Origin of the sequence: Arcticibacter sp. MXS-1, assembly GCF_041902385.1 — a bacterium.
In the GTDB taxonomy this organism is placed as follows: Bacteria; Bacteroidota; Bacteroidia; order Sphingobacteriales; family Sphingobacteriaceae; genus Arcticibacter.
The window spans coordinates 3091189-3116127 of sequence record NZ_CP169244.1 but is presented as its reverse complement, the minus strand read 5'-3'; the positions used below and the strand labels follow the sequence as shown (position 1 = coordinate 3116127).

Here is a 24939-nt window from a genome sequence, read left to right as displayed (position 1 = left end):
TGGCTTCGGCTTGCTTGTCTGAACAGGAAAAACGGCGTACAGCCTCCTTTGAGTGGAGTGTGTACGCCGTTTTTAATGCCCCTTACCAGGCTTTTAACGGCTCTGAATCTTCAACCGGAATCAATCAGGGAAGCTATGGTTCTGAAGCTTCAACATCAGAAGGTTCGGTGCTTTTTCCCTAACAGCTAGCCTCCCTCAGAATCGCCGGCAGAGAACTGCTCAATCATGTCATCCAGAATGTCTTTACTATAGCCGATCCTGTTGGCATATTCCAGACATAAAAGGTATTCCTTGTCGTGCACCTCTCCGTCCTGCATCATCATTTGCACGAGGGTTTGGAGCTCCAATGTCTTCTGTAGTCCCTCTTCGGGGATAATAAAGCTAAGTACAGGCAGGTTGTCAGCAATCGGCATCACATCGTCTGGCTTCAGGCCAAGCCGGTCTCCGATAAAAAGGAGAAGGTCACCTTCCCCATCATCCAGTACTTTATCCGCGGCAGCTACTAATATGATATTCTGAAAAAATGCAAGCTTCTTTTGAGGTGTGTCAAATACTTCTTCGAACGACTGTTTCATAAGTTATCTTTCCTGAAAATAGTTTCTCCAATGGCACATCAGCCAGTCGCCTAAAGAATAGCCGGAAAGTGCTTTTTGTTTGAAAAGTGACAGAATCGTTTTTCTTGTTCTTTACAAGAAAAAATATTTCGTACATTCACAACTAAGAGCTAAATTTTTCTATCATCTTAAAAACAATTTACATCAACCACTAAACACAAATCAAAACAATGAGTAAGATCACAGTAAAAGACGGAACTGAAATTTTTTACAAGGATTGGGGAACAGGTCAGCCGCTTGTTTTCCATCATGGCTGGCCGCTGTCTGCTGACGACTGGGATGCGCAGATGATGTTTTTCTTAGAAAAGGGTTTCCGGGTGATTGCGCACGACCGCCGCGGGCATGGAAGATCAAGTCAAACACCAGAAGGACATGACATGGACACCTATGCATCCGACGTCGCGGCGCTGGCGGAAGAACTTGACCTAAAAGATGCGATACACATCGGTCATTCTACGGGCGGAGGTGAGGTGATTCGCTACGCGGCTAAATACGGGAAGGGCCGCGTTTCCAAGGCAGTGCTTATCAGTGCGGTTACGCCGGTTATGGTTCAAAAGGACAGCAATCCTGACGGGGTGCCGCTGTCTGTATTTGATGAAATACGTGAAAACACGGCTACTCAAAGGGCACAATACTTTCATGATTTTACATTGCCATTTTTTGGCTACAATAGGGAGGGAGCAAACGTATTGCAAGGCGTGAGAGACAACTGGTGGCGCCAGGGCATGATGGGAAGTATAAAGGCGCACTATGACTGTGTGAAGGTCTTTTCAGAAACCGATTTCACCGAAGACCTGAAGAGTGTAGACATTCCGGTATTGGTAATGCACGGCGAAGATGACCAGATTGTCCCGATCGCTACCACTGCATACAAAGCTGTGAAGCTTTTGAAAAATGGGAAGCTCATCACCTACCCTGGCTTCCCCCACGGGATGCCAACCACCGAAGCGGCTACGATCAATAAAGATTTACTGGCTTTTATACAGTCATAAGGCAGGAAGAACCCGTTACGACAACTAAATTAATAAGAGAAGTAGCCGGCCTTCTGGCCGGATACTTCTTTACTCTAATTCAATGACGGGCGCGTGTATTCAAGCGGCATCGTTCCTGTTTGCTTCTTAAAAAGGCACGTGAAATACGAGGTATTTCATTACATTTGCTTTATACAGTTCTTTATCTTCATTCCTTTCAACCAGTATTGGTTATACTTAGCGGTAAATTAAAAGGGAACCGTGTGCAAATCACGGGCTGTCGCGCAACTGTAAGTAACCTATAGTTTTTGTCAGCAATGTCCACTGTTCTGCGGAATGGGAAGGACGGCAAAAATGTTACAAGCCAGGATACCTGCCATACTGAATTGACAATGCTTTCGCGGAATAAAGCAGATAGTCAGACACTGAAAAGGACGTACAGGCGACAGGATCACTATGTCCGGCCCCCTCCTTCAGTATCCTCTATTTTCTACTCCACAGACGCATTGCGAAGCTTAGCTAAAGGGCTTTTAACAGATTTAATCACTTAATCATTAAAAGTATGCTAACATTGAATCTTGGCTATCCGCGCATTGGTAGCCATCGGGAGTTAAAAAAGGTCTGCGAGAACTACTGGGCCGGGCGAGCGAGCCTGAACGATGTAGTGACGGCGGGCAAAAACATCCGGAAGGAAAACTGGCTTCTGCAGAAAGATGCCGGAATCGACATGATCCCTTCCAACGACTTTTCATTCTACGATCATGTGCTCGACCACTCCTTTATGTTTGGTGCTATCCCAGCGCGGTATCACGAAGTGATCCAGCAAAAGGGCAATGAAGAGCTCGACCTGTATTTCGCTATGGCGAGAGGCTATCAAAAGGACGGACTCGATGTCACTGCCATGGAAATGACGAAGTGGTTTGATACAAACTACCACTATATTGTGCCCGAATTCTACCCCAACCAGCAGTTTAAGCTATTTTCGACCAAGGCGATCAACGAGTTTTATGAAGCAAAACAGCAGGGAATCATCACCCGGCCTGTGCTGATAGGGCCTGTATCCTATCTGCTGCTGGGTAAAGAAAAAGAGCAGGGATTCAATAAGCTCAGTCTGATCCGGAATCTGTTGACCGTCTATGCTGACCTTATCCGGAAACTTCAGGACCTGGGCATGGACTGGCTCCAGCTTGATGAACCTTTCCTGGCTACCGACCTTTCTCCTCAGACCCGGCAGGTTTATATCGAAACCTATAAACAGATCAGAAAGGAGTTCCCATTCTTAAAAATCTTCCTGACCACCTATTTCGAGGGGCTGCGTGACAATGCTCCGCTCGCTGCCGCTCTTCCGGTAAACGCCCTTCATATCGATTTGGTAAGAGATCCAGGTCAGATCTCACGCGTTATAAGCCTCCTTCCACCCGATAAGATCCTGTCGCTCGGTCTAGTGGATGGCCGGAATGTGTGGAAGAACGACTTCCGTCACTCGCTTGAACTGATCAGTTATGCGCAGGAGAAGCTGGGGCGCGCGCGCGTCTGGATTTCCCCGTCCTGTTCACTGCTCCATTCTCCCTGCGATCTGGACAACGAGCCGGAAACGGAGGTACTCACGGCAGAGATTAAACAGTGGCTTGCATTTGCAAGGCAGAAGCTCAGCGAGGTAGTAAGCCTTGGAAAACTAGCTTCAGGAGAAAGAAGCGCCGCCCTGGAGGGTGAATTGAAGCATAACCAACAATGTCAGGAGAACAGGCGGCATTCGCCGCTGATCCACAATGTGGATGTAAGAGAGCGGGTAAAGGCCATCTCTCCTGCTGATGCGAGGCGCAATAGCACATTCAGCCAGAGGAAAGAAATTCAGCAGCAAAAGCTCGGTCTGCCGCTATTTCCAACCACCACAATAGGCTCTTTTCCTCAGACCAGCGAGGTGCGAAGCTGGAGAGCACGGTTTAAAAAACTGGAGATAAACGAGCAGGAATATGTGCAGCTACTCGAAAAGGAAACCGCTAAGGTGGTAAAATGGCAGGAAGCAGCGGGCCTGGACGTTCTGGTACACGGAGAGTTTGAGCGGAACGATATGGTGGAGTATTTTGGGGAGCAGCTGCGCGGTTTTACTTTCACCACAAATGGCTGGGTACAGAGTTATGGCAGCCGCTGCGTGAAACCTCCTGTGATCTTTGGAGATGTGTGGCGACCCGCACCAATGACCGTCCGGTGGTCTGCTTTTGCGCAGTCGCTCACATCAAAATGGATGAAAGGCATGCTCACGGGGCCTGTCACCATCCTTCAATGGTCCTTCGTCAGGAACGACCAGCCCAGGGCAGAGACCTGCGCGCAGATCGCCCTCGCTATTCGCGACGAAGTTTGCGATCTGGAGAAAGCCGGCATCCAAATTATTCAAATTGACGAACCAGCCATACGCGAAGGACTTCCTCTTCGCCAGGAAGACCGCGCGACTTACCTCGACTGGGCCATCCGTGCTTTCCGCATTGCTGCCAGTGGCGTGGCCGACAGCACCCAGATCCATACTCATATGTGCTATTCGGAATTCAATGATATTATCGGAAATATTGCAGAGATGGACGCCGACGTGATCACGATCGAAACATCGCGCTCTCAGATGGAACTGCTCGACGCCTTTGCCGACTTTCGCTATCCGAACGACATCGGCCCAGGTGTGTATGATATTCACTCGCCCCGGGTACCTTCAAGGGAGGAAATGGTGGCGCTACTGAAAAAAGCGACGGAAGTGATCCCTCACCAGCAGCTTTGGGTAAATCCTGACTGCGGGTTAAAAACAAGAGGATGGAATGAAACAATGAAAGCGCTTACTGAAATGGTGGCAGCCGCGCATGAGGTCAGGCAAACGCTGACAGAAGAAGCGGAACTATAAGACAAGTTCAGGCGGTGTGCCTGCCCCAGGTACACCGCACTGAAAAGATCCGTTGGTTGGTACTTCTTTTTTTACTATTTTTCGGTGCACTTAACCAATTAACAAGTTAACGCTTCTACAATGAAAAGTACGTATATACTCGGCATTCTACTTTTAACCAGTTCAGCCATGGCAACAGCGCAGACAGCGAAACCAGAAGATACGGAAGTTTGGGAACCAGTCCCCCCGTTGTTACTCCCACGAAAAGCCCGTTTGCGGAACCGCCCTCTGATGCAGTGGTGCTCTTCAATGGAAAGGACCTGAAAGAGTGGACTTCTACGGACCGGCCAGGAACAGATCCGGGATGGACGGTGTCTGGCGGGGTGCTGACTGTTGATAAAGCCAAGGGGAATATTGAAACCAGGCGCCGGTTCACCAACTACCAGCTGCATATTGAATGGCGCATCCCGGCCAATATCAGCGGAGAAGGACAAGGCCGCGGGAACAGCGGGTTGTTCCTTGCTTCTACAGGAAAAGGTGACGCCGGATATGAACTTCAGATCGTTGATTCCTATCAAAACAAAACCTATGTAAACGGCATGGCAGGAAGCATCTACAAGCAATTTGTTCCTCTTGCTAACCCGGCAAGAAAACCAGGAGAATGGCAAACCTATGATGTTGCCTGGACGGCCCCGGTTTTTAATGAAGATGGCAGCTTACGATCCCCGGCTAAGGCAACGGTGTTCTTCAATGGCATCCTGGTGCAAAACAACGTGGAGCTGAAGGGCCCGACCCAATACATCGGTCAGCCCTCCTACAGCGCCAGACATGGAACTTCCCCCATCAAGCTGCAAGCTCATGGGGACAAAAGTGAACCGATCAGTTTCAGGAACATCTGGATCAGGGAAGTGCGCTAGCCCTCCCCTATTCTACCTCCGTCAAGTTACAAACTAGTGCGCTAACTGCGCTGATCAGGTCCTGGGGGCGAAGCTTCAGCTGGAGTCCCCGCTGCCCGGCACTGACGTACACCTGTTCGTACTGCAGGATATGCTCGTCTATAAAAGTCGGGTACTGCTTCTTCATGCCAACAGGCGAACAGCCGCCCCTGATATAGCCAGTCAGGCCAAGAAGCTCCTTTACAGCGACCGGCTCCGCCTTCTTATTGCCAGAAACTGCCGCAGCACGCTTCAGGTTGACCTCCCGGTCTCCGGGAACCACTGCCACAAAAACGCCCTGTCTGTCGCCGCGGAGAAGGATTGTTTTGAAGATGCAGCCTGCTGACATGCCAAGCTGTTCGGCGAGATGCGTGGCGCTAAGATCGTTCTCATCCACCTCGTACGAAATCAGTTCGTAGGGGATCTTCGCTTTGTCAAGCAGTCGCGCCGCATTAGTTTTGTGCATAGTCATTCCATTTTTCAGCAAATATAAGATTCGGCGCCACTCTTTAAATCTTATTAGCCGCTAGCACTCAGCACATAATATATGGCTTAACACTAAATGCACAATAAAAATTTGCAGAATTGAAGCGAGTTTGTACTTTTGTCCCCGGAGAGATGGCAGAGTGGTCGATTGCGGCGGTCTTGAAAACCGTTGACTGTCAAAGGTCCGGGGGTTCGAATCCCTCTCTCTCCGCTGAAAGGCATCCGGTAAGCTGGTTGCCTTTTTTGATTTTTGGAAGAGAGGGATTTGAAGGAACAGGGACAAAAGTTGTGGAGAGAAGAGTAAAAGTAAGATATTAGCGTGCAGAAATTAGATAGATGCACGAGTCGTTTAAAGCCCTACTTCCCTTGATTATCCCTGAAGGGGTATCCGATTATTTCCAATTGACAGATCACAAAAAAGACACTACCGGGATTCATATTTACCTGGAAGAGATCAACTCCATTCCGGTAGAATATAAGACCAACAAGTTACTCTCCAAAGGCTTCTTTGATGAAGTGATTCTGCAGGACTTTCCCATACGGGGACAGGAAGTGTATTTGCATGTTAAGCGACGTAGATGGTGGAATCTGGACACAGGTAAGGTCGTTCACCGAGATTGGAATGTTGTAGCAATAGGAACGCGGATCACCAGTGATTTCGCGGCTTTTTTAAAAGCAATCAGTCGATACCCAGCCACATAGTCTGCAGACGATCGCCTCCTTTTACGGGATCAAAGGCAAGAAGCTGCAGCGCTATTATCGCGATCAACTCAGTGAATACAAGAATTGGGAGCACCGTACCGATGCCCGTAAAGGCTTGATCTTCCCACAGAACATCGGTCCTTATCTCTCTATAGATGAGACCAGTCTTTCCCAGGGTGAGCTCTATACGGTGGTCACCAATAAAGAAGCTAGAGGCAAAAAGGGCACTCTGGTTGCTATTATGGAAGGTACCCGTTCGGAGAACATCATTCCACTGCTTCAAAAGATCCCCCAAAGACTTCGTAATAAGGTCAGAGAGATCACCTTGGATCTGGCTGGTAACATGAGTTTGATCGCTAAAAAGTGCTTTCCTTTGGCCTCGCAGGTCATTGATCGCTGTCATGTGCAGCAGTTAGCCACAGAAGCGCTACAGGAAATACGGATCAAATACCGCTGGGAAGCCATTGATGCAGAGAATCAGGCTCTGGAAGAAGCCAAAGCAACTAAAACAAACTATTCACCTGAAATACTATCCAATGGCGATACCTTGAAGCAGTTACTGGCCAGAAGCCGCTATCTGCTCTACAAGGACCAACAAAACTGGAGTGCTGAACAGGCAGAGCGGGCTTCCTTGCTCTTTGAACGATATCCTTCCCTGGAAAAAGCTTATCAGCTAACCCGGGGCTTATCCTGGATATTCAGCAACACCAAAGATAAGCTCTACGCCTTTGCAAGACTGGCCCGGTGGAACGAGAAGGTGGAGCAATCCGGCTTTAAATCTTTTAATACCATTGCCAGAACCATCAATCTCCACCACAACAATATCTTGAACTACTCTGATAACCGAAGTACAAACGCTTCAGCCGAATCTTTCAATGCCAAAATTAAGGCTTTCAGAGCTCAGTACCGAGGGGTAGGAAATGTTAATTTTTTCCTCTTCAGACTCATGAAATTATTTGCTTAGTCCACAGATTTTGGTCCAGATCCCTCTTCAGACTCATGAAATTATTTGCTTAGTCCACAGATTTTGGTCCAGATCCGATATCCCTGGGGGATAAGATGGCATAGTCAGGGGCCTCACTTTTTACAGAGGCAGGGAGGTTGATCCAGAACTGTAAGGAGTGCAAAATACCTCCCTCCCGCTGAAACCGGGGGCCCGGACGCTCGCGTGCACAATGCCCGAGCCTGCTTTCATCCATTGAGCTCCGCCCTCCTCCACAATTCCCTGGTGGTTCCGGCTGTCAAAGTGCTGCAGCTCTCCGCTCAAAACATAACTAAACGTTGCGATCCCCCGGTGAGGGTGAGCATTTTGCCCGCTATATGCCTCCGGTGTTTGCCCCTTGTGGAGCTTGGGGTACAGGTGATCCAAAAACACAAAAGGACCAACTTTAATAATCTGATCATTAGGCAGCAGTCTGTTAACAAGAAAATCCGCTACTATCGTATTCTGTCCGGAAATACTTATTCTAATTTGTTTTTTCATCGTTGTGATTTTATCTTCAAAGTTCATCTGAAAAGCCCGGAGTGCCACTGACCTAAAACAATAAATCCTATTGACAATAATCAATAGGATAGCTAAAACAAAGAGCAGAGCGGTAAAAGAGTCGGCGCGCGCTCCAATTGACGTTTATTGCGAAATCACCTTGATAAAAATCAAGCACTTTCCCTGTTTATTAAAAATTATGACATTTGTCAAGCGTAGAAAGACCAAAATGACTGAGATTTATTTGGTGCTTAAAGCGTGTATCATTCCTATGAAGACTGACCGGACTCATCTTGTACCGCTGATCGCACTCCATCTTAAAAGGCAATTAAAAAAATGAACTCGATTGGTATAGAAGAAATCTTTATTATCTGTTTTGTCATCCAGTTTGCAATCGTTTTTTTAGTTACCCTGGCGGAAAAGCTGTCGGTCGCTTACCCCATCGTTCTTGTTCTGGGCGGCCTGATCCTCGGTTTCGTGCCAGGCATGCCACGGGTAGCCGTCCAGCCCAGCCTTATATTTTTGATCTTTTTACCCCCTGCTATTTGAAGCAGCATGGAACATATCATTGAAAGAGCTTTGGAAGTGGCGCAGAGTGATCAGCTTTTTTGCTTTCGGGCTGGTTATCCTCACCTCCAGCGTAATCGCCATAGTCTCCACGGCGCTCATTCCCGGCTTCAGTCTTGCCCTGGGATTCCTCCTGGGTGGAATTATCTCTCCACCCGACGCGGTTTCTGCATCATCCGTTCTTAAAACAGTGAATGCCCCGAAAAGGGTACTTGCAATAACTGAAGGGGAAAGCCTGCTAAACGACGCATCGAGTTTAATTGTATACCGGTTTGCTCTTGCTGCTGTCGTATCCGGAAGCGCATTTCATCTCCACACTGCTGCGTGGAACTTTCTATGGGTCATTTTTATGGGGGTGGCCACAGGGCTGATCGTGGGGCTGGTCTTCTATGCGATACTTCGCTGGCTTCCTACTACAGCCAGCACCGACACAGCCCTGATCCTGGCCGCTCCGCATATGATGTATCTGCTGGCAGAGTCGATGCATTTTTCGGGTGTTCTGGCCGTAGTAACCGGAGGATTGTTCCTTTCGCACCAAAGTCACCGAGTGCTCTCACACATCAGCAGGATCAGAGGAATCAACGTCTGGTCTACCATCAGCTTCATCCTGAATGGCATCGTTTTTATGCTGATCGGGCTGGAAATGCCCTTGATTGTGAGCCAGCTGGGTTCTACATCCCTGCCTGAGGCTATTAGTTACGCATTGATCATTACTGCCGTGCTGATGGTCAGCCGGGTCCTTTTCATGCTTGTTACCTCGGCTTTCACCACGTTCATTAGTCACTATATTACCACAGCCGACAGTCACCCCGGCTGGAAAGGGCCTCTGGTGGCAGGATGGGCGGGAATGAGGGGAGTGGTATCGCTCGCTTCTGCCCTCGCCATTCCGCTCTACCTTGCTAACGGGCAGATATTCCCTCAGCGCAACCTGATTCTGTTTGTAACGTTTGTCGTTATCCTGCTCACCCTTGTCATACAGGGCTTAACCCTCCCCTACCTGATACGCTTCCTGGACCTAAAAGAGTCTGAGTATGATGATTATCCGCTGCCCGTCATGCAACAAGAGACCGTCCTCCGGACAAAAACTGCGAAGGCGGCGCTGCAGCTTTTGCGTACAACCTATTTTGAGCATCTGGGCCGGAACGAGCTGCTAAAAGCGAGCGAAAGCAGGTATCAGAATGAATTAAAGTTTATTGGCAGATTGCAAAAAGAAGCAGGCCCGGGCCAGGGGGCTAGTGTGGAAGCTGTTGTAGTTTTTAAAGAAGTGATGATTGCAGTCATTGACCGGCAGCGCAACGTATTGCGTGAATTGAATCGCAAAGCAGAGTTTGACGAAGATCTGGTAAAGCGACAGCTAGAGCAATTGGACCTCGAGGAGGAAAAACTCCGGTTACAGTTTGATCTTACTCAAAATTAAAAGAACGCGGCGGAATTTTTTAATAATGGAACAAGAAGCGATTGTGCACCTCAGCCAGCCACGCTTCATTGTATCAGTAAATCCAATTAAAGCACTACGTAAGCAATAATAAGGCTTATTAGCCTATCTTTGCGCACAATCCTGACCGTAAACATATTTCGGCTTTGACCGTTATATTACCGATTAACTAATAGGAAATAACACTTGGACAAGGTCGACTTCGAACAGGCTTCCTCTTCACCGCGCTCTCCCCTCCGTGATCTGGAACTTCTTACTGCCGCTCTCAATTCGAGCATTTCGGGGATTATCATAACTGACAATCAGCTAAGGGATAATCCTATTATCTATTGCAATCATACCTTCGAGAAAATGACCGGCTACTCTCGGCATGAAATCATTGGGAGAAACTGCAGATTCCTCCAAATGGATGACAGGGAGCAACCAGAAAGAGCTTCTTTAAGAAGGGCAGTCGAGGAAGGCAGAGAGTGCCTGGTGGAGATTAGGAATTATCATAAGAACGGCACTTTATTTTGGAACGAGCTTTATATCGCTCCTATTAAAAACAAGGATGGGATCATAACCCATTTCATCGGCATACAAAACGACGTATCACGGCGAAAAAAGCCGAGGAAGACCTTCTTCAGCAAAAGAAGGAGATGGAGAAAGAAATTGAAAAACGGACACAGGCTTTAAGAGACAGTGAAGAGTACCTTGCCAGCATTGTTGCCACTGTTCGCGAAGGGCTGATCGTGCTCGACTCCGATATGCGTGTAACCGGCGCAAATGACCACTTCCTTCGCACCTTCCGCGTTACCAAAGAAGAAACGATCGGTATTCCTCTTTGGGAACTTGGGAACCGGCAGTGGGACATCCCCAAATTGAGAGAACTTATTGAGGACGTATTGCCGACCAGTAATCCTGTGGAGAACTTTGAGGTGGAACATGACTTTCCGCGGATCGGGAAAAAGCTGATGCTTCTCAATGCCCATCGTATTGAGCTGGAAGGCCAGTATAAAGACCGGATCCTCATCGCCCTGGAAGATATAACGGAACGGCGGGAAATAGAAAGAAGAAAAGACGACTTTCTTTCCATTGCCAGTCATGAATTAAAGACCCCTCTAACGACGATTCACGGCTACGTTCAAATGATGAACAGGACCGTTCCCGCCGATGCAAGCGATAAGTTCAGGAGTTTTCTTGAGAAGACCGGGGCATACGTATCAAGGCTCAACGATCTTATCCTTGAGTTACTCGACGTATCGAGAATACAGAGCGGCAACATAGAAATTCATAAAGAACCTTTTGACTTCGACAAGGCAGTACATGAAGCGGCTGAAGGAATACGGGCAGCTAACAGTGGCTATACCATCGCTGTAAAAGGAAAAACAGGGGTTTATTTTAACGGGGATGAATCGCACATCGTTCAGGTGATCAACAACCTCCTGGCTAACGCTATTAAATACTCCCCGGATAATAAGGATGTCGAAGTTATTCTTTCTGTGCTGAGCGGATATCTGAAGGTGTCGGTAACAGATCAGGGGCTCGGCATCAGCCAGGAAGATCAGCGGAAGATATTTGACCGTTTTTACCGGGCAGGAGAAATACAGAAAAGATACCCGGGCATGGGAATAGGCCTTTACATATGCGACCAGATTATTAAGAACCATGGCGGAACCATGTGGGTGGACAGTGAAAAAGGGAAAGGTTCTACATTTAATTTCACATTACCCTTAACGGAGCAAATGAAGAATGAGTACTAAAACGATATTGATCTGTGATGACGATGAAGGTATCCTGGACATGCTGAACATTATTCTGGAAGATAGCGGATACAAAACCATAACAGAAAACAACAGCCTGAATATTTATAAAACAATAGAAAAAGAACAGCCTCAGCTCCTGTTGCTAGACCTCTGGATGCCTATTCTATCAGGCGATCAGATCTTGCGACAATTACGAACCGGGCCGCTTAATCAGAGTTTACCGGTAATTGTAATCTCCGCCAGTCCGGACGGCGAAAAGATCGCCCGGGAAGCAGGTGCTAATGACTATTTATCAAAGCCGTTTGATATAGATGTGCTTATACAAAAAGTTAAGAGTCTGTTGAACTAAAAAACTGCCGTGACTACAGTTCCATATGCAGTAAAGGGTAAGGTTTACCCATCGCATCAAGTTCCGAGCGCTTCAGAACCCGGAAACCCATATGCAGGTAAAACCCGGTTGCTTTCATATTTTGCTCATTGACGTCCACTTTTGACGCACCAAGAGTGGCGATTGCATATTCAACAAGCGTCTTTCCGATCTTTTTTCCTCTGCAGTCGGGGCGGATGAACAGCATTTCGATTTTTTCAGCAAAGGTTCCGATAAATCCGGCAATGCTCCCTCCACGCTCCCTGACCAAGAAAACGTTGATTGAATGCAGATACTCATTTTCAATCAGAGGCCGGTAGAACAAGATGTCTGCTTCGAGCAAAAAATGATGTGTTGCCCTTACAGATGCTTCCCAGACGTCAGTGATCTCTTTAAAATCTTTGGCAAATGCCAGTTCAACTTTTGTTAAAATGTCCATAGGTCCAACTCCCCCAAAATACGGGCCCCTGCCCTTTCACAGAGCACCACTGAGTCCCTGGTAGATGAGGCGTCAAGCAACGTATCTTCTCAGTTCAATATATGAACAGGAGATAGCCCGTTTGGTTTCGCAGTAGAAGTGGAGACTGAGCTGTCACACCGAAGGAATTTGCAGCCCCGGCGTGCTAACATGCGGCAGAATAAACGCGCCTGACAGAGGCATCATGCCGAATTAGCTTTTCCTGAAGCAGCCTGCGGGCCCTGAGCACCCGGATTCTTGAAAGCGACTCAGTTAACCCAAGCTCCAGGGCTATCTCCTTGTGGGAGTACCCTTCCACGGCAAACATATTGAAAGGCAGCCGAAGGCCAGCCGGTAACGACTGAAGAGCTTTAAACAGGTAGTCCATCTCGCACTGAGGCAGGTAATCAACATGCTCGCTGTGGCAAGCTTCCTCGAGCTCTGTAGTTCGAACGCGCCTGCGGCTTCTGTAACAGGCGGAGAGAGCTGTATTAATAATGACCCTTCTGATCCAGCCTTCAAAAGAGCCGGCTCCGGTGTAACTCCTGATATTGGTAAAAACCAGATTAAATCCCACTACAAGGATGTCTTCAGCTTCCATTGTATCTTTTGCGTATCGCAAGGCGAGTGAGTACATGCGGGGAGCGTAAAGCTTGTAGACCTGTTCCTGCGCGCATCTGCTTCCAGACTTGCAGCGTTCAATGAGTTCTGTGAGGGCATTAGGTATAATGTTCATCGGATCAAAGTATTATGGATGTAAAATTATCCTCCCGACGAACCTGACACAATCACATGTTTGGGTGATTTTAACCCCTGCTAAAAACAAAAAGGAGCGCTATCTGTTCCTTAGCGCCTTGGCTACGGCTTCGCTCTTTGAATTTACCTGCAGTTTGTCATAGATTTTTTTGATATGCGAGCGTACGGTGTCCATGGAGATGCAGAGTTTATCGGCAATGAGTTTATAACTGTATCCATCAACCAGCAGATTTAAAACCTCCTGCTCACGCTGTGACAGATCAAAATCATCTGTACCTGACCGGTATTGAGCGGCAAACATGTTCAGCACCTGGCTGGCAATAGAAGATGTCATAGGCGCGCCGCCGTTCAGCGAATCTTCAATAAATTCAAGAAGCTTAGCGGGTGGTGTCTTCTTAAGAATATAGCCGTTCGCACCTGCTCTTATTGATTCAAAGACATTTTTATTATCGTCAAAAACAGTGAGCATCAACACCTTACTTTTAAAACCCGCCGCCCTGATCGCTCTCAGCCCATCTATTCCGCTTATCCCAGGCATATCGATGTCCATGAGAATAACGTCCGGCTCGGCCTGACGTACCTGAGTTAAAACGTGACGGCAGTCCGGATAGGCACCAACCAGCTTAAAGCCCGGTGTGCCTTCAAACAGGATTGACAGCACATCTCTTAATTGCGTATTATCTTCGTATATGAGTATCCTGGTCATAGATTTCGAAAAACAAAATCGCCATTGTACGCCTTAGCAGCAATAGCATATTCATGTGATATGTCAGCCCCCTACCTCACAGGAATCTTCACTACGATCCTGGTGCCGCACCCGGGAGCAGACACAATGTTGATTCCCCCTCTGAGCAAAAGTGCCCTCTTTCTCATATTTGAAAGCCCATTCCCCTCCCCTTCCACAGAAAGATCAAAGCCGATTCCATTATCCTGTACGGTCAGTATCACTGAACCCTGCTCGCAGTTAAGACTAATACAGACAGAAGTAGCCATGGCATACTTCGAAATGTTGTTCAATGCCTCTTTAAAGATCAGGAATAAATTACGGCGTTCGTCCATACCGAGTTTAGCCGTCCGCATAGTCTCATTGCTATCGAAGGTATAATTGATATTCATGGGCTCCAGAACACCTGCGGTATGCTCTCTCATTCTGGCAGCGATTCGTACCAGCTGGTCGTTGTCGGGTTTGATGCTCCAAACGATATCGTCCATTGCCTCCATCATCTGGGTACTGTTCTTGCTGATGCGGCTCAAATAGGAGTGCACAACATGCTCTCCCGGAGCTAAAGCGCCGCGGGCCACTTCGCTCAGAATATTAATTGATGTGAGCGTAGATCCTATGTCGTCGTGTAGATCCCGGGCTACCTTTCCGCGCACCCGCTGCACTTCAAGAAGCTTGTTCACCCGCAGCCGGTAGATGACCACTACCGGAAATACAGTCAGCGCTATAAGGAACAGCACGAACCACCATGTTTGATAAAAGGCAGGAGAAATGACGATCCGCAGCCGTGTTATCCCGGGAGAGTAAAGCCCGTCGTTATTGATGGCCCGCACCATGAAGGTGTAGTCTCCGGGGGCAAGAGAGGCGAATGTAGCGGTGAGGGAATTCTCTGCTTTTATCCAGTTACCTCCGGCACCATCAAGCTTAAAAAAATACCTGAGTTTATTACTCTGAGAATAGCTGAGAGATGCGAACGATATACTGAGCGAATTTTGATTATGCTGCAGCCGCACTGCTCCTTCGTTTGTTACAGAGTCAAGCGAAACCGATCTCCCTCCCAGCTTAAAGTCAGTTATTGTCACGTTTTGCGGACGCTGTGAATGGCTAAGCTTTTCAGGATTAAAGATTACAAAACTGGCATCACCGCAAAAGCCCATCATCCCATCCGGAAAACGAGCGCTCTTTTGCATCAGAGTTAACATATCTGAGGTGTTCAGCAACCCGTCTTTCCGGTCAAACATCTTAAAGGCCATGGTCCTTTTGTCAAACCGGCAGATCCCTCCAATTGTGCTTAACCATAGAAAACCACGTGCGTCTTTTTGTAACGAAGTAACAACCCCCTGAGGCAAGCCATTGTAAATATTAAGCTGACGCACCTTCCCGCTCTTAATATTGAGAAGATCAAGGTTTGCCGAACAGGCTACAGCCATAATGGAATCGTCAAGCTGCACGATGTCACCAACTTCATTAGTACTAAGGGAATGAGCGGTCCGGTCTGAGACGTACGTCTTTCGAAGGTGCCCGGAGATGGGGTCGAAAACATATAAGCCCTTTCCTGCCGTAGCTACCCATAAATCGCCATTGTGCTCCAGATAGATTTTGACAATACAGTTCCTTAACTCCCTTATCAGTTTAAAGCCATGCTCGTCATACCGCACGAGCTTTCCGTTTTGAGTGCCCATCCAAACCTTCCCGGTCCTATCAGCGGCAAAAGCACGGACCGTAGATTCCTTAAAGACCTCGGGCTTCAAAAAGGCAGAAGTTCCTGATGCTCTGTCGTATCGGATCAGCCGGCCCGCCTGGCAGCCGAGCCATAAGGTATTTCTCTTCCTGTCTTCCAGCACGTCCCACACCATGCTAAAGTTTCGATCCTCAGGTCCCCCCCGATAAATCCCATCGGCGAGTTCACGATCTTCCCGTATTACCAAATTTTTGTCGTAACGAATTACGAGGATCTTACTGCCCCAGGAACTCAAAATGCAGCGACCGTCGGCGAGGGGTCGCATATTAGTCATACTCGCATCCTTAAAGCGGTGCGTAGTAGTTCCATTGCGAATGTAGTCGGGCACCACTGACATCATATAAAGGCCATTATCTGTAGCGACCCACAGGTTCTTATCGCGATCCTCAAAGATCTGACTCACATTCGACACGTTAAGACCGTAATGATTATCGTCCCTTTCATGAAAGGTAGTAAAGGCACGATCTTCCTCCGAAAACAAGTTAAAGGTATTAACCCCAAAGCCAAAGACAATACCCTTCTTCTCAGTAAAAGAAGAAAGTTCGCAGTAGTTAACACCAGGATAAGCCTGAGACGCAACTCTTTCGAGTGCCGCCCCTGGTGCAAGGTAGTAGATACTGAAACCGCCCCGGGGAGGCCAGGAATTGATGAAAAAGCGATTTCTGCTGTCAATAAAAAAGGCGACAATGTTTTTAACCGAACCGGTCTTCTGAAGCTGGGGGAGCTGGAGCGGGTTATCGGCATGAGTATAGAAACGACGCGCAGAGGGGGAGTAACAGCCCAGCCCTTCAAAAGCGCTTATCCAAAGCTGTCCTTTCCGATCTTCGCGCAAGGCGGTTGGCCGCCAGTTCTTATCGTAACTAATTACTTTCCTGTTGGTTTCGAAACAGTTGGTTTTCTCATTATATACATAAATGCCGTAACTGTATACCAGTAAAAAAATATGCCCTTTACTGTCCCGGCTGAGGAAAAAGTCGTGTGTTTCCGGAATGGCTTCAGTCGTCCGGATAGGAATGTCTTTGTAAGAGTAATCACGGGTATTGAATATACCGATCCTATGCCTCATTCTGATCATTAACAAATCAGGCTTGTTCACATTTAAGATCTGATTAACAGGAAGAGGCGGCAAACCCGGCCGGATAGCGTTATTGTAGAAGTGTCTGAACTGATATCCGTCATAGCGCTGCAGGCCGTTTTGAGTACCAACCCAGATATAACCGTCGGATGACTGGCCCACGCAATTTACGAAGTTGGAAGAAAGACCACTGGCGGCAGGAATCTGATTAAAAAGGATCTCATAAGCAAACGCTCCCTCCCCACAGGCGATCAAAAGGAACAAGATATAGATTGGTAAAATTCTGCAGAGCATTCGTTTAGGGCATTTGCCTTTCAAAAATACCTTATTTTTTCACGCAGAGAAAATTGAAAAGCAAGGAGTCACCTGACGTGTATTTGACTTGATTTTAAATATTATACAAAACTTACCCCGCGTCGTTTCATTGAACTAACCCGAGACGGGAGCCTCTGCATAAACCGTTAACGTTTGCTCAAATCCGTCTGCCTACGAACCAGAAACCAAGTGCTGTAAGAATAGCGACAGTACCGGTAGCTGCCCAAAGCGAAGTAAAGCCAAGACCGTCGGCAACACGTGTTCCTATAAGAGGCGAAAGCACATGTGCGAGGGAAAAGGACAGGGCGTTCATGCCCATATATGCGCCTTGTGTTCCTTGCGAAGCCCGTCGCATGGTCACGGTTCCCATGAAAGGCATGGCCAGGATTTCGGATATGCAAAGCAAGAACATGGCAGTGTACAGCAACAAAAACTTACCTGGCAAAAGAAGCATAGAATAAGAGGCACCACAGGCCACGGTTCCAAGGACAATAGCTGACACAGCTGACATGCGGCGATCTGCAATATGGACGATCAACATCTCGAGCGAAAAGACAACCAGGCCGCTGTAGGCAAGGATGAGTCCGATATCAGACTCATTTAAGTGGTGTACCTCTCTGTAGAACAGGGGCAAGGTGTTTAATAGCTGGAAAAAGCAGATGTTGTACAAACAGCACAAGACACTGAAGATCAAAAAGTAGAAATCTTTCCATGGCGAACGACTCGGTGCTGCTGCCTGTATATTACTTTCTTCCTTTTCATCTTTAACAGGAACATCATCACCACTCCTTCGCCTGAAGTAGAGAAAAAGACGAGCGCCGCAGCGCCGCAGGTGATAGCGTTGCCGTAGAACAGAAAATGATAGGAAACTGCAGCAAGAAAACCTCCCAGCGCAGGGCCTATCGAAAAGCCAAGATTCATGGCCATCCTGTTAAGAGAAAAAGCCTTCGTGAGACTTTCAGGCGTAGAATAGGATACGATAGATAGCGAATTAGCAGGTCTGAATGTCTCAGACACCAGGCTGAGAATGAATACGCCTGCCGATAGTGCCTCAGGACTCCTGAACAAAGGCAGTATACAAAAAACAGGCACGCAGAGCAGAAGGCAACTCAGCTGAATCCTGAAGTGGCCGATCCGGTCGCTAAGCCATCCTCCCAGATACGATCCAGAGACGGCGCCTAATCCAAAAAAACTCAGGACAGCCCCTGTCTCCTTCAAGCTGAAATGCAGGGACTGCGTCATGTACACACTCAGAAAAGGAACAACCATTGCTCCGCTCCTGTTGATCAGCATGATCAGAGCCAGCATCCAGGCTTGTTTGGAAAGCCCCCGATAGGAGTTAAGATAAAGCTGAAGCAGATGTTTCATTAGCAAGCCCTCTGTCCGACCTAAGGACCGGACAAAGATAAGCTTCGTTACAAGACAATTCTCAAAATTGTCAGAATCACCGTTTCAAGAGCTCATCCCTGATGAGACAGCATTCTTCGTACTCTTCAGACTGTACCTTTTCTTCTAAAAGCATTTCGAGCTCTTCCTTTGTTTTTGAAACGTACTCAAGTGCTTCGATTGACAGGTCACTAATTGGCTGAAAATATCCGTCGCCGCTCAGAAGTCCCCATATTGTTTTCTTTTGCTGCTTCATCTGGTTTTAAATTTCCTATGTCTACGAATAAGAAAACCAAATGGTTATACGGGCCGGAGTATTTTTTTCAGGAATGCTTCTGCTCGTAAACTTCGGGATTAACAATATAAGGGAGTTTCTCACCGCGACTAGCGGCCAGAGCGTTTTCCACGATCAAGCGTGCCATTTCTGCCCTCGTCTCCCTTGTGCTGGTCCCAATATGAGGTGTGATGCAGACGTTGTCCATTTGCAGGAGCAGATGATTTGGGTCCATTGGCTCTGGATTAGTAACGTCAAGGCCCGCTCCCCAGATCTGCTGTGCCTGGAGGGCAGTGACGAGATCCGCCTCGTCATGCAGCTTACCTCTGGATGTGTTAATAAAAATGGCCGACCGCTTCATTCGCTCGAAAGCTTGACCATTGAATATTCCGGTATTTTCCTCGTTTAGAGATGCGTGCACTGACAACACATCACTTTGAGCGAGCAAATCCTCAAAACTTACTTTCCGTGCCTCTAATTCCAGCTCCGCTTTTTCATTCCGCCCGCGGTTGTGATAAATGATTTCCATACCGAAGGCTGCCCGGGCTCGTCTTGCAAACTGCAGGCCTATATTTCCCAGACCGAATATTCCTAAAGTCTTGCCATCCAGCTCGATGCCGAGGTTGGCGCCTGGATCGAAGAACGTCCAGTCGCCCCTTAATATGCGTTTGTGATGAAAAAAGGCTTTTCTGGAAACGGCCAGCATCAGCAGAAAAGCTGTATCCGCCGTTGCGCGACTTACTACGCCAGGAGTATTTCCGACAGGTATACCCAGGCGCGTCGCCGCTGGAACATCCACATTATCGTAACCCACCGCGTGCAATGCGATGAACCTAAGGTGAGTGTTTTCTGAAAGAAAATGGCTGTCCAGCTTATTGCCGCCAACACTAATCAAACCGTCGGACCGGCTGCAATACTCACTGAGCTCCCGCGGATTCAAATCACGTTTCTCCGTCCATTCTGTTACTTCAATTCCATTCTCAATGAGTTGTCGGACTACCGCAGGATCCAGCTTTCTTGTAATAAATACTCTCATAATATGCTAAGCGCCTTCGACACAATAATACAAAAGCCCAGCTGCTTTACTTCGTTTTCTTACAATTTTCCTGCAACACCTCCGCCGACCTTTGACTACCGACGGGGCGAGGCCGCCCTTATCAGTTCAGCTGTCGCAGAGGTAACAGGAGCAGAACCACGCAGCTTTAAGAGCTTCTTCCGCGACTATGCCGGGCTTTTCAGGAGGGCAAACTAAGTTACGGCAATGCGGAATAGACCGCGTCCCGCAATACGTCAAAGGCAGCATTCACCGCATTCTGCACAGCCGCCTTTGCTATTACATTCAAAGCATTCAACTGAGCTTCCAGCATGAGCTTTTCATCTTCGAGCCTTTGTTCAAACTCTTCTTTATTGATGTTGCCCGAGAGGTGCTCTGCCGCCAGCATGCCCAGTCGATCTGCGTTCAGTTCATCAAATTCGCGGACCACCGACTTAAATTTTGACCATCCCTTACCGGTATGCTCACGAAGGGCGCTCAGCATACCATCTGACACCTCCTTTATATCAAACTTTGTTGCCATGTTATTCCTGTTTAGCTTCCTCCGCCACGCGCATGGTGTAAAAAAGGTCAGCCATATACCTCCGGTTTAGACGAATCGCCGCATCAGAGATCGTTTTCCTCTTTTTATGCTCCTCCTTGTAATCTATCCACTTCTGCAGAGCAATTTGCGCAATCCTGGTTGAATTCTTATTTAAAGGTCTGATACGGTTCTGCATATACAAAGAATTGAGCTCGACCTCAATATTGATATAGTCATCAGTAAATTTCGAATACGCACGACCTTCAGCAGAATCTGTGGTCTTTTCAAGCATCTGCAGATAAAAGCGGTCAACCATGGTGTAGGTGCTATCGATGCGCGCAGATAGTGCAGCGCTATAGGGCGCCACAAGGTGTATTCGGCAAGACGACAGAAGCAGCAAGATGATCAGGGGCAGCGGAAGCTTTAGGCAGAGCGTTTTCATAGTATTAAAAATAACGAAAAATCATTCACAAACGAAACAAGCCAGACGTGGCAGCAACAGAAAAAGCACTTTTCCTGAGGAGCTGGCAGCACTCCTGCGCGACAGAATGAAAGAAGTCTTATCTGTTTACCAAAGACGCTAATCTTACAGCTTTTGCATATGTTTGCAATGGAGTTTCTTCTCAGTACCTCCGCTGCCATAATATGGACTTATACTCGTTTATTCTTGCCGGACTTTGTCTGCTTTCTGTGGGGCTTAACCTATGCTTTTACAGAGCACTGATAAAACGTAACAAAAATAAAAAAGACGCTGTGCAGCCGGCAGTCCCGACTATCGCAAAAGCAGACAGGGAAGCAGAAACAGCAGGCTATAAGCTTAATCCGCACCTGCTCAAGAACGTATTAAACTCCATACAATCTCATGCCTATCAGAGTTACAATGCGCTCGACAAGCTCTCAAACGTACTTGATTATATCTTGTACGAGTCGGACGGAAAATTTGTGGATTTGAAAGAAGAACTTCGTTTTGCCTTAAACCTTATTGAAATAAACAGGCTAAAGACCAGCCCTCTGTTTAATCTTAGCATAAAGAACAAGATCAGCAAAGAGAACTCCTGGCACGAAAATGGGCAGATTGCCCCCTTTATCACCATTAATCCCATTGAAAATGCATTTATGCACGCCGATTTGCAAAGCGAAAATGCGTTCATATCGGTGCTGTTTGACATCCGGGACGACCACTTCCTTCTATCAGTTTCGAATAAAATTGGCGGACATCAGGGGAACCATCCGTTAAGGGGCGGCTTAGGTAACCGGACTTTTGCATCGAGGCTGAAGTCCATTTATGGACCAGACTATGAACTCAGCCAAACAGACGAAGACGGAATTTACAGGACCGAACTAAAAATCAAACTGCGTGCAAAAGCCGATTAAGTGTGTATTGATTGACGATGAGCTACCGGGATTGAGTTACTTAAGGACAATCTGCAGCGACTTCCCTGATATTGAGGTTGTGAGAGCCTTCAGCGACCCGCTCAAACTCGTCGAACAACTCAATGAGCTCGAATTCGACCTGGCCGTTCTTGACATTCGAATGCCCGGAATGGACGGTCTCGAACTGGCCTCCATCCTGAAGGATCAGGGCAAGCTGCTCATCTTCACCACTGCCTTTAAGGAATTTGCAGCGGAAGCATTTGACCTGGAGGCTGTGGACTATATCCGGAAGCCAATAGCCCCTGACAGACTCGAAAAGGCATTTCAAAAAGCAGCAGAACGCCTGGCCGCACAGGCCCAGTCTTCCGTGGTCCTCAACAGCAATCGCGGCAAAATCCTCCTGAAGATCTCCGATGTCGTGATGATCAATAGCTCAGACACTGACCGCCGCGATAAGCTGGTTCTTCTGCGCAATTCGGACGAGGTCATTCTAAAGAACATCTCGTTCAGTCAGCTCCTTGAAATCCTTCCTTCCGACCGCTTCTGCAGAATAAATCGAACAACCATCCTGTCGGTCGACAGGGTCAGAACCTTTACTCATGACTATATCTGGACTGACATCAGAAGGAAAGATGGCAGTACGGTAGAGCTCCCGCTAAGCGAACAGTATCGGCCTGCTTTTCGCCTCCGTACCAGGCTTTAGTACAAAAAAAACAGGCTCAGTACATATTTCAGCGATTCGCGTTACCAGGACAAAATCCGGGTGTTATATTGACGATGAACTCGTATTAAACTTGTCTGACGACTATGAAGAACTGGAAGAATCTTTTATTTTACATCCTGGTAATAGGGGGCTTTTCTGCATTGATCTACTTTATTACTTCCCAGGGGAGCGGTCTGGAAGCTGGCCGGCATGTGAGTTCTATGACGGAGACTTCCGGCTCAGGGTGGCAGCACTTTAAAGATTCACTTTATCACAACCTCAGTTACCCGCTGGGAGTCTTGTTGCTCCAAATTATTACCATCATCCTCGTAGCCCGCTTATTTTCTTACATTTTTAAAGCTATCGGCCAGCCTTCAGTGATCGGAGAAATAGTAGCGGGTATTGTTCTGGGCCCTTCCCTTGTCGGCGCATATTTCCCTGAGATTTCTAAGTTCATCTTTCCCGCGGCATCGCTTGCTAATCTTGGCATTATGAGCCAGGTGGGACTGATCCTTTTTATGTTTGTCGTGGGGATGGAGTTAGATCTGAAAGTACTGCGAAACAAGGCACATGAAGCAGTGGTGATCAGCCACGCGAGTATCATCTTTCCCTTTGCCTTAGGCGTGATACTCGCCTACTTTATCTACAAGGGCACCGCCCCTGATCAGGTTAACTTTCTCTCATATGCGCTCTTTATCGGCATATCGATGAGCATTACCGCATTTCCGGTGCTTGCGCGGATTGTGCAGGAAAGGGGGCTCACAAAGACCCGTCTGGGCAATATCGCTATTACCTGTGCCGCAGCTGATGATATTACCGCCTGGTGTATCCTGGCTGCAGTGATTGCAGTAGTAAAGGCAGGATCACTCGCCAGCGCAGGCTACACCATTTTGCTGGCGGCATTGTATGTCTTCCTGATGATCCGTGTGGTAAGGCCGTTCCTTTACCGGATAGGCGACCTGTACGCTACAAAAGAGGCCTTAAGCAAGCCTATAGTAGGCATATTCTTCGTAGTGCTGCTTGTCTCGGCCTGGAGCACCGAGATCATTGGTATACATGCTCTTTTCGGAGCTTTTATGGCAGGTGTCATCATGCCTCCCAACCTCAACTTCCGCAATATCTTTATAGAGAAAGTCGAAGACATTGCCCTGGTCCTCCTGCTCCCGCTCTTCTTTGTATTTACCGGCTTGCGCACCCAGATCGGTCTTCTCAATACTCCCGGATTGTGGGAGCTATGCGGAGTTGTTATCCTCGTGGCAGTAACAGGCAAGTTTGCAGGCAGTGCCCTTGCAGCGCGGTTTGTCGGGCAAAGCTGGCATAACAGCCTCACCATCGGCGCTTTGATGAATACCCGGGGACTCATGGAACTTGTAGCCCTGAACATTGGATATGACCTCGGCGTTCTTTCTCCTGAGATGTTTGCTATCCTGGTGCTGATGGCCCTGGTCACTACTTTTATAACAGGTCCCGCCCTTGATCTCATCAACCGGCTTTTCAGGCAGGCGCCGGATGAAACACACCTTCCTGACCGTACTGACAAATACAATGTCTTACTCTCTTTCGGGAATCCTATCACCGGCAGGCAGCTTGTCAGGCTTGCTAATTCTCTTACCAGAAAAGCAAAAGAAAACTCCACGGTGACGGCTCTTCACCTTACTCCGGCCAACGAGCTTAACCTGTTCAACGCGCCCGAATACGAAAAGGAGAGCTTTAAATTGATCCATGAAGAGGCTGAGCGACTGAAACAAAGCTTTACGCCTGTGTTCAGGCCTGCCCAGGATATAAACGAAGAAATTACCGGGGTAGCGAACTCCGGAGACTATGACCTTCTTTTGTTAGGAGCCGGAAAGTCAGTGTACGAAGGCACGGTGCTTGGAAAGATCCTTGGATTTACCACCCGTGTGATCAAACCGGAACTGCTGTACGACACCATCCGCGGGCGCGACAGGATCTTTTCTTCCGGCGTTTTTGAAGAACGCGTGCAGCATATACTGCGTTCTGTTCAGATTCCGACCGGAATTCTGATTGATAAAGAACTGCACCAGCTGGACAGGATGATCGTACCCATATTCTCTCTCAGCGACAGCTTCCTTCTTGTATATGTCCAGAAGTTAATTCAGAATGCAGATGTGGTAGTTACAATTTTAGACGCATGGGGTACCGTGCGGACTAACATCGAGCTTAAAGAAGCCATTCGCGCCATCGGCCAGGCTGCACCTCAGAACCTTTTTGTGCAGGAAGAGAAAGTGATAGATAAGAGAATTCTGGAGCAGCAGGATCTGATGATGATCAGTGTCGACAGCTGGAAAAGAGTGCTCGAAAGCAGAAGTATATGGCTGAGCGACACTCCTTCAGTTCTAATTCTGAAGCCCTGAGTTACATCCGCTGT

25 protein-coding genes, 1 tRNA gene, 1 pseudogene and 1 riboswitch are annotated in these 24939 nt (G+C 47.8%); of the genes and pseudogenes, 14 read left to right on the top strand and 13 right to left on the bottom strand.

Translation table 11 applies throughout. The features are described 5' to 3' along the window. Positions 1 to 185 precede the first annotated feature (185 nt). Positions 186 to 575, bottom strand: a complete 390-nt coding sequence (locus tag ACES2C_RS13415; protein WP_374163602.1) for a hypothetical protein — start codon at positions 573 to 575, stop codon at positions 186 to 188. Positions 576 to 784: 209 nt separating this feature from the next. Between ACES2C_RS13415 and ACES2C_RS13410 the strand changes: the two genes are divergently transcribed. The 3 genes from ACES2C_RS13410 (at position 785) to ACES2C_RS13400 (ending at position 5368) form a co-directional block, all read left to right on the top strand. Then, complete coding sequence (locus ACES2C_RS13410) at positions 785 to 1606, top strand: alpha/beta fold hydrolase (protein ID WP_374163601.1); 822 nt, start codon at positions 785 to 787, stop codon at positions 1604 to 1606. A 190-nt stretch (positions 1607 to 1796) separates the two neighbouring features. Next, a riboswitch (cobalamin riboswitch) is annotated at positions 1797 to 1981 on the top strand. A gap of 166 nt (positions 1982 to 2147) precedes the next feature. Next, positions 2148 to 4472, top strand: a complete 2325-nt coding sequence (metE, locus tag ACES2C_RS13405; protein ID WP_374163600.1) for a 5-methyltetrahydropteroyltriglutamate--homocysteine S-methyltransferase — start codon at positions 2148 to 2150, stop codon at positions 4470 to 4472. 209 nt (positions 4473 to 4681) lie between these two features. Next, the gene (locus ACES2C_RS13400) at positions 4682 to 5368 is read left to right on the top strand and encodes a DUF1080 domain-containing protein (protein WP_374163599.1); all 687 of its coding nucleotides are present in this window, start codon (positions 4682 to 4684) and stop codon (positions 5366 to 5368) included. 7 nt (positions 5369 to 5375) lie between these two features. On the opposite strand, the gene ybaK is transcribed toward ACES2C_RS13400, so the two are convergent. After that, a complete protein-coding gene (gene ybaK, locus ACES2C_RS13395; protein WP_374163598.1) occupies positions 5376 to 5852 on the bottom strand; it encodes a Cys-tRNA(Pro) deacylase in 477 nt (158 codons plus the stop codon). Between the two features lie 146 nt (positions 5853 to 5998). Between ybaK and ACES2C_RS13390 the strand changes: the two genes are divergently transcribed. The 3 genes from ACES2C_RS13390 (at position 5999) to ACES2C_RS13380 (ending at position 7538) form a co-directional block, all read left to right on the top strand. Next, positions 5999 to 6083, top strand: a tRNA-Ser gene (locus tag ACES2C_RS13390). A gap of 125 nt (positions 6084 to 6208) precedes the next feature. Further along, positions 6209 to 6574 carry a transposase gene (locus ACES2C_RS13385; protein WP_374163170.1) on the top strand — a complete coding sequence of 122 codons (366 nt, stop codon included), beginning with the start codon at positions 6209 to 6211 and terminating at the stop codon, positions 6572 to 6574. A gap of 115 nt (positions 6575 to 6689) precedes the next feature. Then, positions 6690 to 7538: a transposase gene (locus ACES2C_RS13380; protein ID WP_374163597.1), complete on the top strand. Its 849-nt coding sequence runs from the start codon at positions 6690 to 6692 to the stop codon at positions 7536 to 7538. 120 nt (positions 7539 to 7658) lie between these two features. On the opposite strand, the gene ACES2C_RS13375 is transcribed toward ACES2C_RS13380, so the two are convergent. Beyond that, positions 7659 to 8057 (bottom strand): pirin family protein, encoded by a 399-nt coding sequence (locus ACES2C_RS13375; RefSeq protein ID WP_374163596.1) that lies wholly within the window; start codon positions 8055 to 8057, stop codon positions 7659 to 7661. A 336-nt stretch (positions 8058 to 8393) separates the two neighbouring features. Between ACES2C_RS13375 and ACES2C_RS13370 the strand changes: the two genes are divergently transcribed. The 5 genes from ACES2C_RS13370 to ACES2C_RS13350 all read left to right on the top strand — a co-directional run bounded on the left by ACES2C_RS13370 (position 8394) and on the right by ACES2C_RS13350 (position 12153). Continuing rightward, the gene (locus ACES2C_RS13370) at positions 8394 to 8606 is read left to right on the top strand and encodes a hypothetical protein (RefSeq protein WP_374163595.1); all 213 of its coding nucleotides are present in this window, start codon (positions 8394 to 8396) and stop codon (positions 8604 to 8606) included. A gap of 19 nt (positions 8607 to 8625) precedes the next feature. Then, the gene (locus ACES2C_RS13365) at positions 8626 to 10041 is read left to right on the top strand and encodes a Na+/H+ antiporter (RefSeq protein WP_374163594.1); all 1416 of its coding nucleotides are present in this window, start codon (positions 8626 to 8628) and stop codon (positions 10039 to 10041) included. Positions 10042 to 10245: 204 nt separating this feature from the next. Continuing rightward, complete coding sequence (locus ACES2C_RS13360; RefSeq protein WP_374163593.1) at positions 10246 to 10734, top strand: PAS domain-containing protein; 489 nt, start codon at positions 10246 to 10248, stop codon at positions 10732 to 10734. Continuing rightward, positions 10698 to 11801, top strand: coding sequence for an ATP-binding protein (locus tag ACES2C_RS13355; protein ID WP_374163592.1), 1104 nt, complete (start codon positions 10698 to 10700; stop codon positions 11799 to 11801). The genes ACES2C_RS13360 and ACES2C_RS13355 overlap by 37 nt, the downstream gene beginning before the upstream one ends. Then, a complete protein-coding gene (locus ACES2C_RS13350; protein WP_374163591.1) occupies positions 11791 to 12153 on the top strand; it encodes a PleD family two-component system response regulator in 363 nt (120 codons plus the stop codon). The genes ACES2C_RS13355 and ACES2C_RS13350 overlap by 11 nt, the downstream gene beginning before the upstream one ends. A gap of 13 nt (positions 12154 to 12166) precedes the next feature. On the opposite strand, the gene ACES2C_RS13345 is transcribed toward ACES2C_RS13350, so the two are convergent. The 10 genes and pseudogenes from ACES2C_RS13345 to ACES2C_RS13300 form a co-directional block, all read right to left on the bottom strand. Continuing rightward, complete coding sequence (locus ACES2C_RS13345; RefSeq protein WP_374163590.1) at positions 12167 to 12610, bottom strand: GNAT family N-acetyltransferase; 444 nt, start codon at positions 12608 to 12610, stop codon at positions 12167 to 12169. A gap of 184 nt (positions 12611 to 12794) precedes the next feature. Further along, positions 12795 to 13364 (bottom strand): RNA polymerase sigma factor, encoded by a 570-nt coding sequence (locus ACES2C_RS13340; RefSeq protein ID WP_374163589.1) that lies wholly within the window; start codon positions 13362 to 13364, stop codon positions 12795 to 12797. A 99-nt stretch (positions 13365 to 13463) separates the two neighbouring features. After that, entirely contained in the window at positions 13464 to 14090 is a 627-nt protein-coding gene (locus tag ACES2C_RS13335; RefSeq protein WP_374163588.1) for a response regulator, read from the bottom strand. Between the two features lie 71 nt (positions 14091 to 14161). Next, a complete protein-coding gene (locus ACES2C_RS13330; protein WP_374163587.1) occupies positions 14162 to 17215 on the bottom strand; it encodes a two-component regulator propeller domain-containing protein in 3054 nt (1017 codons plus the stop codon). Positions 17216 to 17393: 178 nt separating this feature from the next. Continuing rightward, a complete protein-coding gene (locus ACES2C_RS13325) occupies positions 17394 to 18068 on the bottom strand; it encodes an MFS transporter (protein ID WP_374166951.1) in 675 nt (224 codons plus the stop codon). A 41-nt stretch (positions 18069 to 18109) separates the two neighbouring features. After that, positions 18110 to 18478 (bottom strand): annotated as a pseudogene (locus ACES2C_RS13320) (MFS transporter); the annotation flags it as partial. 202 nt (positions 18479 to 18680) lie between these two features. Beyond that, the gene (locus tag ACES2C_RS13315) at positions 18681 to 18878 is read right to left on the bottom strand and encodes a hypothetical protein (protein WP_374163586.1); all 198 of its coding nucleotides are present in this window, start codon (positions 18876 to 18878) and stop codon (positions 18681 to 18683) included. Between the two features lie 67 nt (positions 18879 to 18945). Continuing rightward, positions 18946 to 19932, bottom strand: a complete 987-nt coding sequence (locus ACES2C_RS13310) for a 2-hydroxyacid dehydrogenase (protein ID WP_374163585.1) — start codon at positions 19930 to 19932, stop codon at positions 18946 to 18948. Positions 19933 to 20149: 217 nt separating this feature from the next. After that, on the bottom strand, positions 20150 to 20473 hold the full coding sequence (locus ACES2C_RS13305; RefSeq protein ID WP_374163584.1) for a hypothetical protein: 324 nt from the start codon (positions 20471 to 20473) through the stop codon (positions 20150 to 20152). 1 nt (position 20474) lies between these two features. Continuing rightward, entirely contained in the window at positions 20475 to 20915 is a 441-nt protein-coding gene (locus tag ACES2C_RS13300; RefSeq protein WP_374163583.1) for a hypothetical protein, read from the bottom strand. A gap of 203 nt (positions 20916 to 21118) precedes the next feature. On the opposite strand from ACES2C_RS13300, the gene ACES2C_RS13295 reads away from it, so the two are divergent. The 3 genes from ACES2C_RS13295 to ACES2C_RS13285 all read left to right on the top strand — a co-directional run bounded on the left by ACES2C_RS13295 (position 21119) and on the right by ACES2C_RS13285 (position 24925). Further along, the gene (locus ACES2C_RS13295) at positions 21119 to 21847 is read left to right on the top strand and encodes a sensor histidine kinase (protein ID WP_374163582.1); all 729 of its coding nucleotides are present in this window, start codon (positions 21119 to 21121) and stop codon (positions 21845 to 21847) included. Beyond that, positions 21831 to 22550, top strand: coding sequence for a LytR/AlgR family response regulator transcription factor (locus tag ACES2C_RS13290; protein WP_374163581.1), 720 nt, complete (start codon positions 21831 to 21833; stop codon positions 22548 to 22550). The genes ACES2C_RS13295 and ACES2C_RS13290 overlap by 17 nt, the downstream gene beginning before the upstream one ends. A gap of 104 nt (positions 22551 to 22654) precedes the next feature. After that, complete coding sequence (locus ACES2C_RS13285) at positions 22655 to 24925, top strand: cation:proton antiporter (RefSeq protein WP_374163580.1); 2271 nt, start codon at positions 22655 to 22657, stop codon at positions 24923 to 24925. Positions 24926 to 24939 lie beyond the last annotated feature (14 nt).

What these genes read in the sequence shown, in the direction of transcription:
- ACES2C_RS13335 (WP_374163588.1), bottom strand. Translation starts at nt 14,090, where the DNA reads ATGACCAGGATACTCATATACGAAGATAATACGCAATTAAGAGATGTG.
- ACES2C_RS13350 (WP_374163591.1), top strand. Translation starts at nt 11,791, where the DNA reads ATGAGTACTAAAACGATATTGATCTGTGATGACGATGAAGGTATCCTG.
- ACES2C_RS13355 (WP_374163592.1), top strand. Translation starts at nt 10,698, where the DNA reads ATGGAGAAAGAAATTGAAAAACGGACACAGGCTTTAAGAGACAGTGAA.
- ACES2C_RS13415 (WP_374163602.1), bottom strand. Translation starts at nt 575, where the DNA reads ATGAAACAGTCGTTCGAAGAAGTATTTGACACACCTCAAAAGAAGCTT.
- ACES2C_RS13375 (WP_374163596.1), bottom strand. Translation starts at nt 8,057, where the DNA reads ATGAAAAAACAAATTAGAATAAGTATTTCCGGACAGAATACGATAGTA.
- ACES2C_RS13330 (WP_374163587.1), bottom strand. Translation starts at nt 17,215, where the DNA reads ATGCTCTGCAGAATTTTACCAATCTATATCTTGTTCCTTTTGATCGCC.
- ACES2C_RS13315 (WP_374163586.1), bottom strand. Translation starts at nt 18,878, where the DNA reads ATGAAGCAGCAAAAGAAAACAATATGGGGACTTCTGAGCGGCGACGGA.
- ACES2C_RS13310 (WP_374163585.1), bottom strand. Translation starts at nt 19,932, where the DNA reads ATGAGAGTATTTATTACAAGAAAGCTGGATCCTGCGGTAGTCCGACAA.
- ACES2C_RS13340 (WP_374163589.1), bottom strand. Translation starts at nt 13,364, where the DNA reads ATGAACATTATACCTAATGCCCTCACAGAACTCATTGAACGCTGCAAG.
- ACES2C_RS13385 (WP_374163170.1), top strand. Translation starts at nt 6,209, where the DNA reads ATGCACGAGTCGTTTAAAGCCCTACTTCCCTTGATTATCCCTGAAGGG.
- ACES2C_RS13370 (WP_374163595.1), top strand. Translation starts at nt 8,394, where the DNA reads ATGAACTCGATTGGTATAGAAGAAATCTTTATTATCTGTTTTGTCATC.
- ACES2C_RS13305 (WP_374163584.1), bottom strand. Translation starts at nt 20,473, where the DNA reads ATGGCAACAAAGTTTGATATAAAGGAGGTGTCAGATGGTATGCTGAGC.
- ACES2C_RS13295 (WP_374163582.1), top strand. Translation starts at nt 21,119, where the DNA reads ATGGACTTATACTCGTTTATTCTTGCCGGACTTTGTCTGCTTTCTGTG.
- ybaK (WP_374163598.1), bottom strand. Translation starts at nt 5,852, where the DNA reads ATGCACAAAACTAATGCGGCGCGACTGCTTGACAAAGCGAAGATCCCC.
- ACES2C_RS13410 (WP_374163601.1), top strand. Translation starts at nt 785, where the DNA reads ATGAGTAAGATCACAGTAAAAGACGGAACTGAAATTTTTTACAAGGAT.
- ACES2C_RS13345 (WP_374163590.1), bottom strand. Translation starts at nt 12,610, where the DNA reads ATGGACATTTTAACAAAAGTTGAACTGGCATTTGCCAAAGATTTTAAA.
- ACES2C_RS13285 (WP_374163580.1), top strand. Translation starts at nt 22,655, where the DNA reads ATGAAGAACTGGAAGAATCTTTTATTTTACATCCTGGTAATAGGGGGC.
- metE (WP_374163600.1), top strand. Translation starts at nt 2,148, where the DNA reads ATGCTAACATTGAATCTTGGCTATCCGCGCATTGGTAGCCATCGGGAG.
- ACES2C_RS13300 (WP_374163583.1), bottom strand. Translation starts at nt 20,915, where the DNA reads ATGAAAACGCTCTGCCTAAAGCTTCCGCTGCCCCTGATCATCTTGCTG.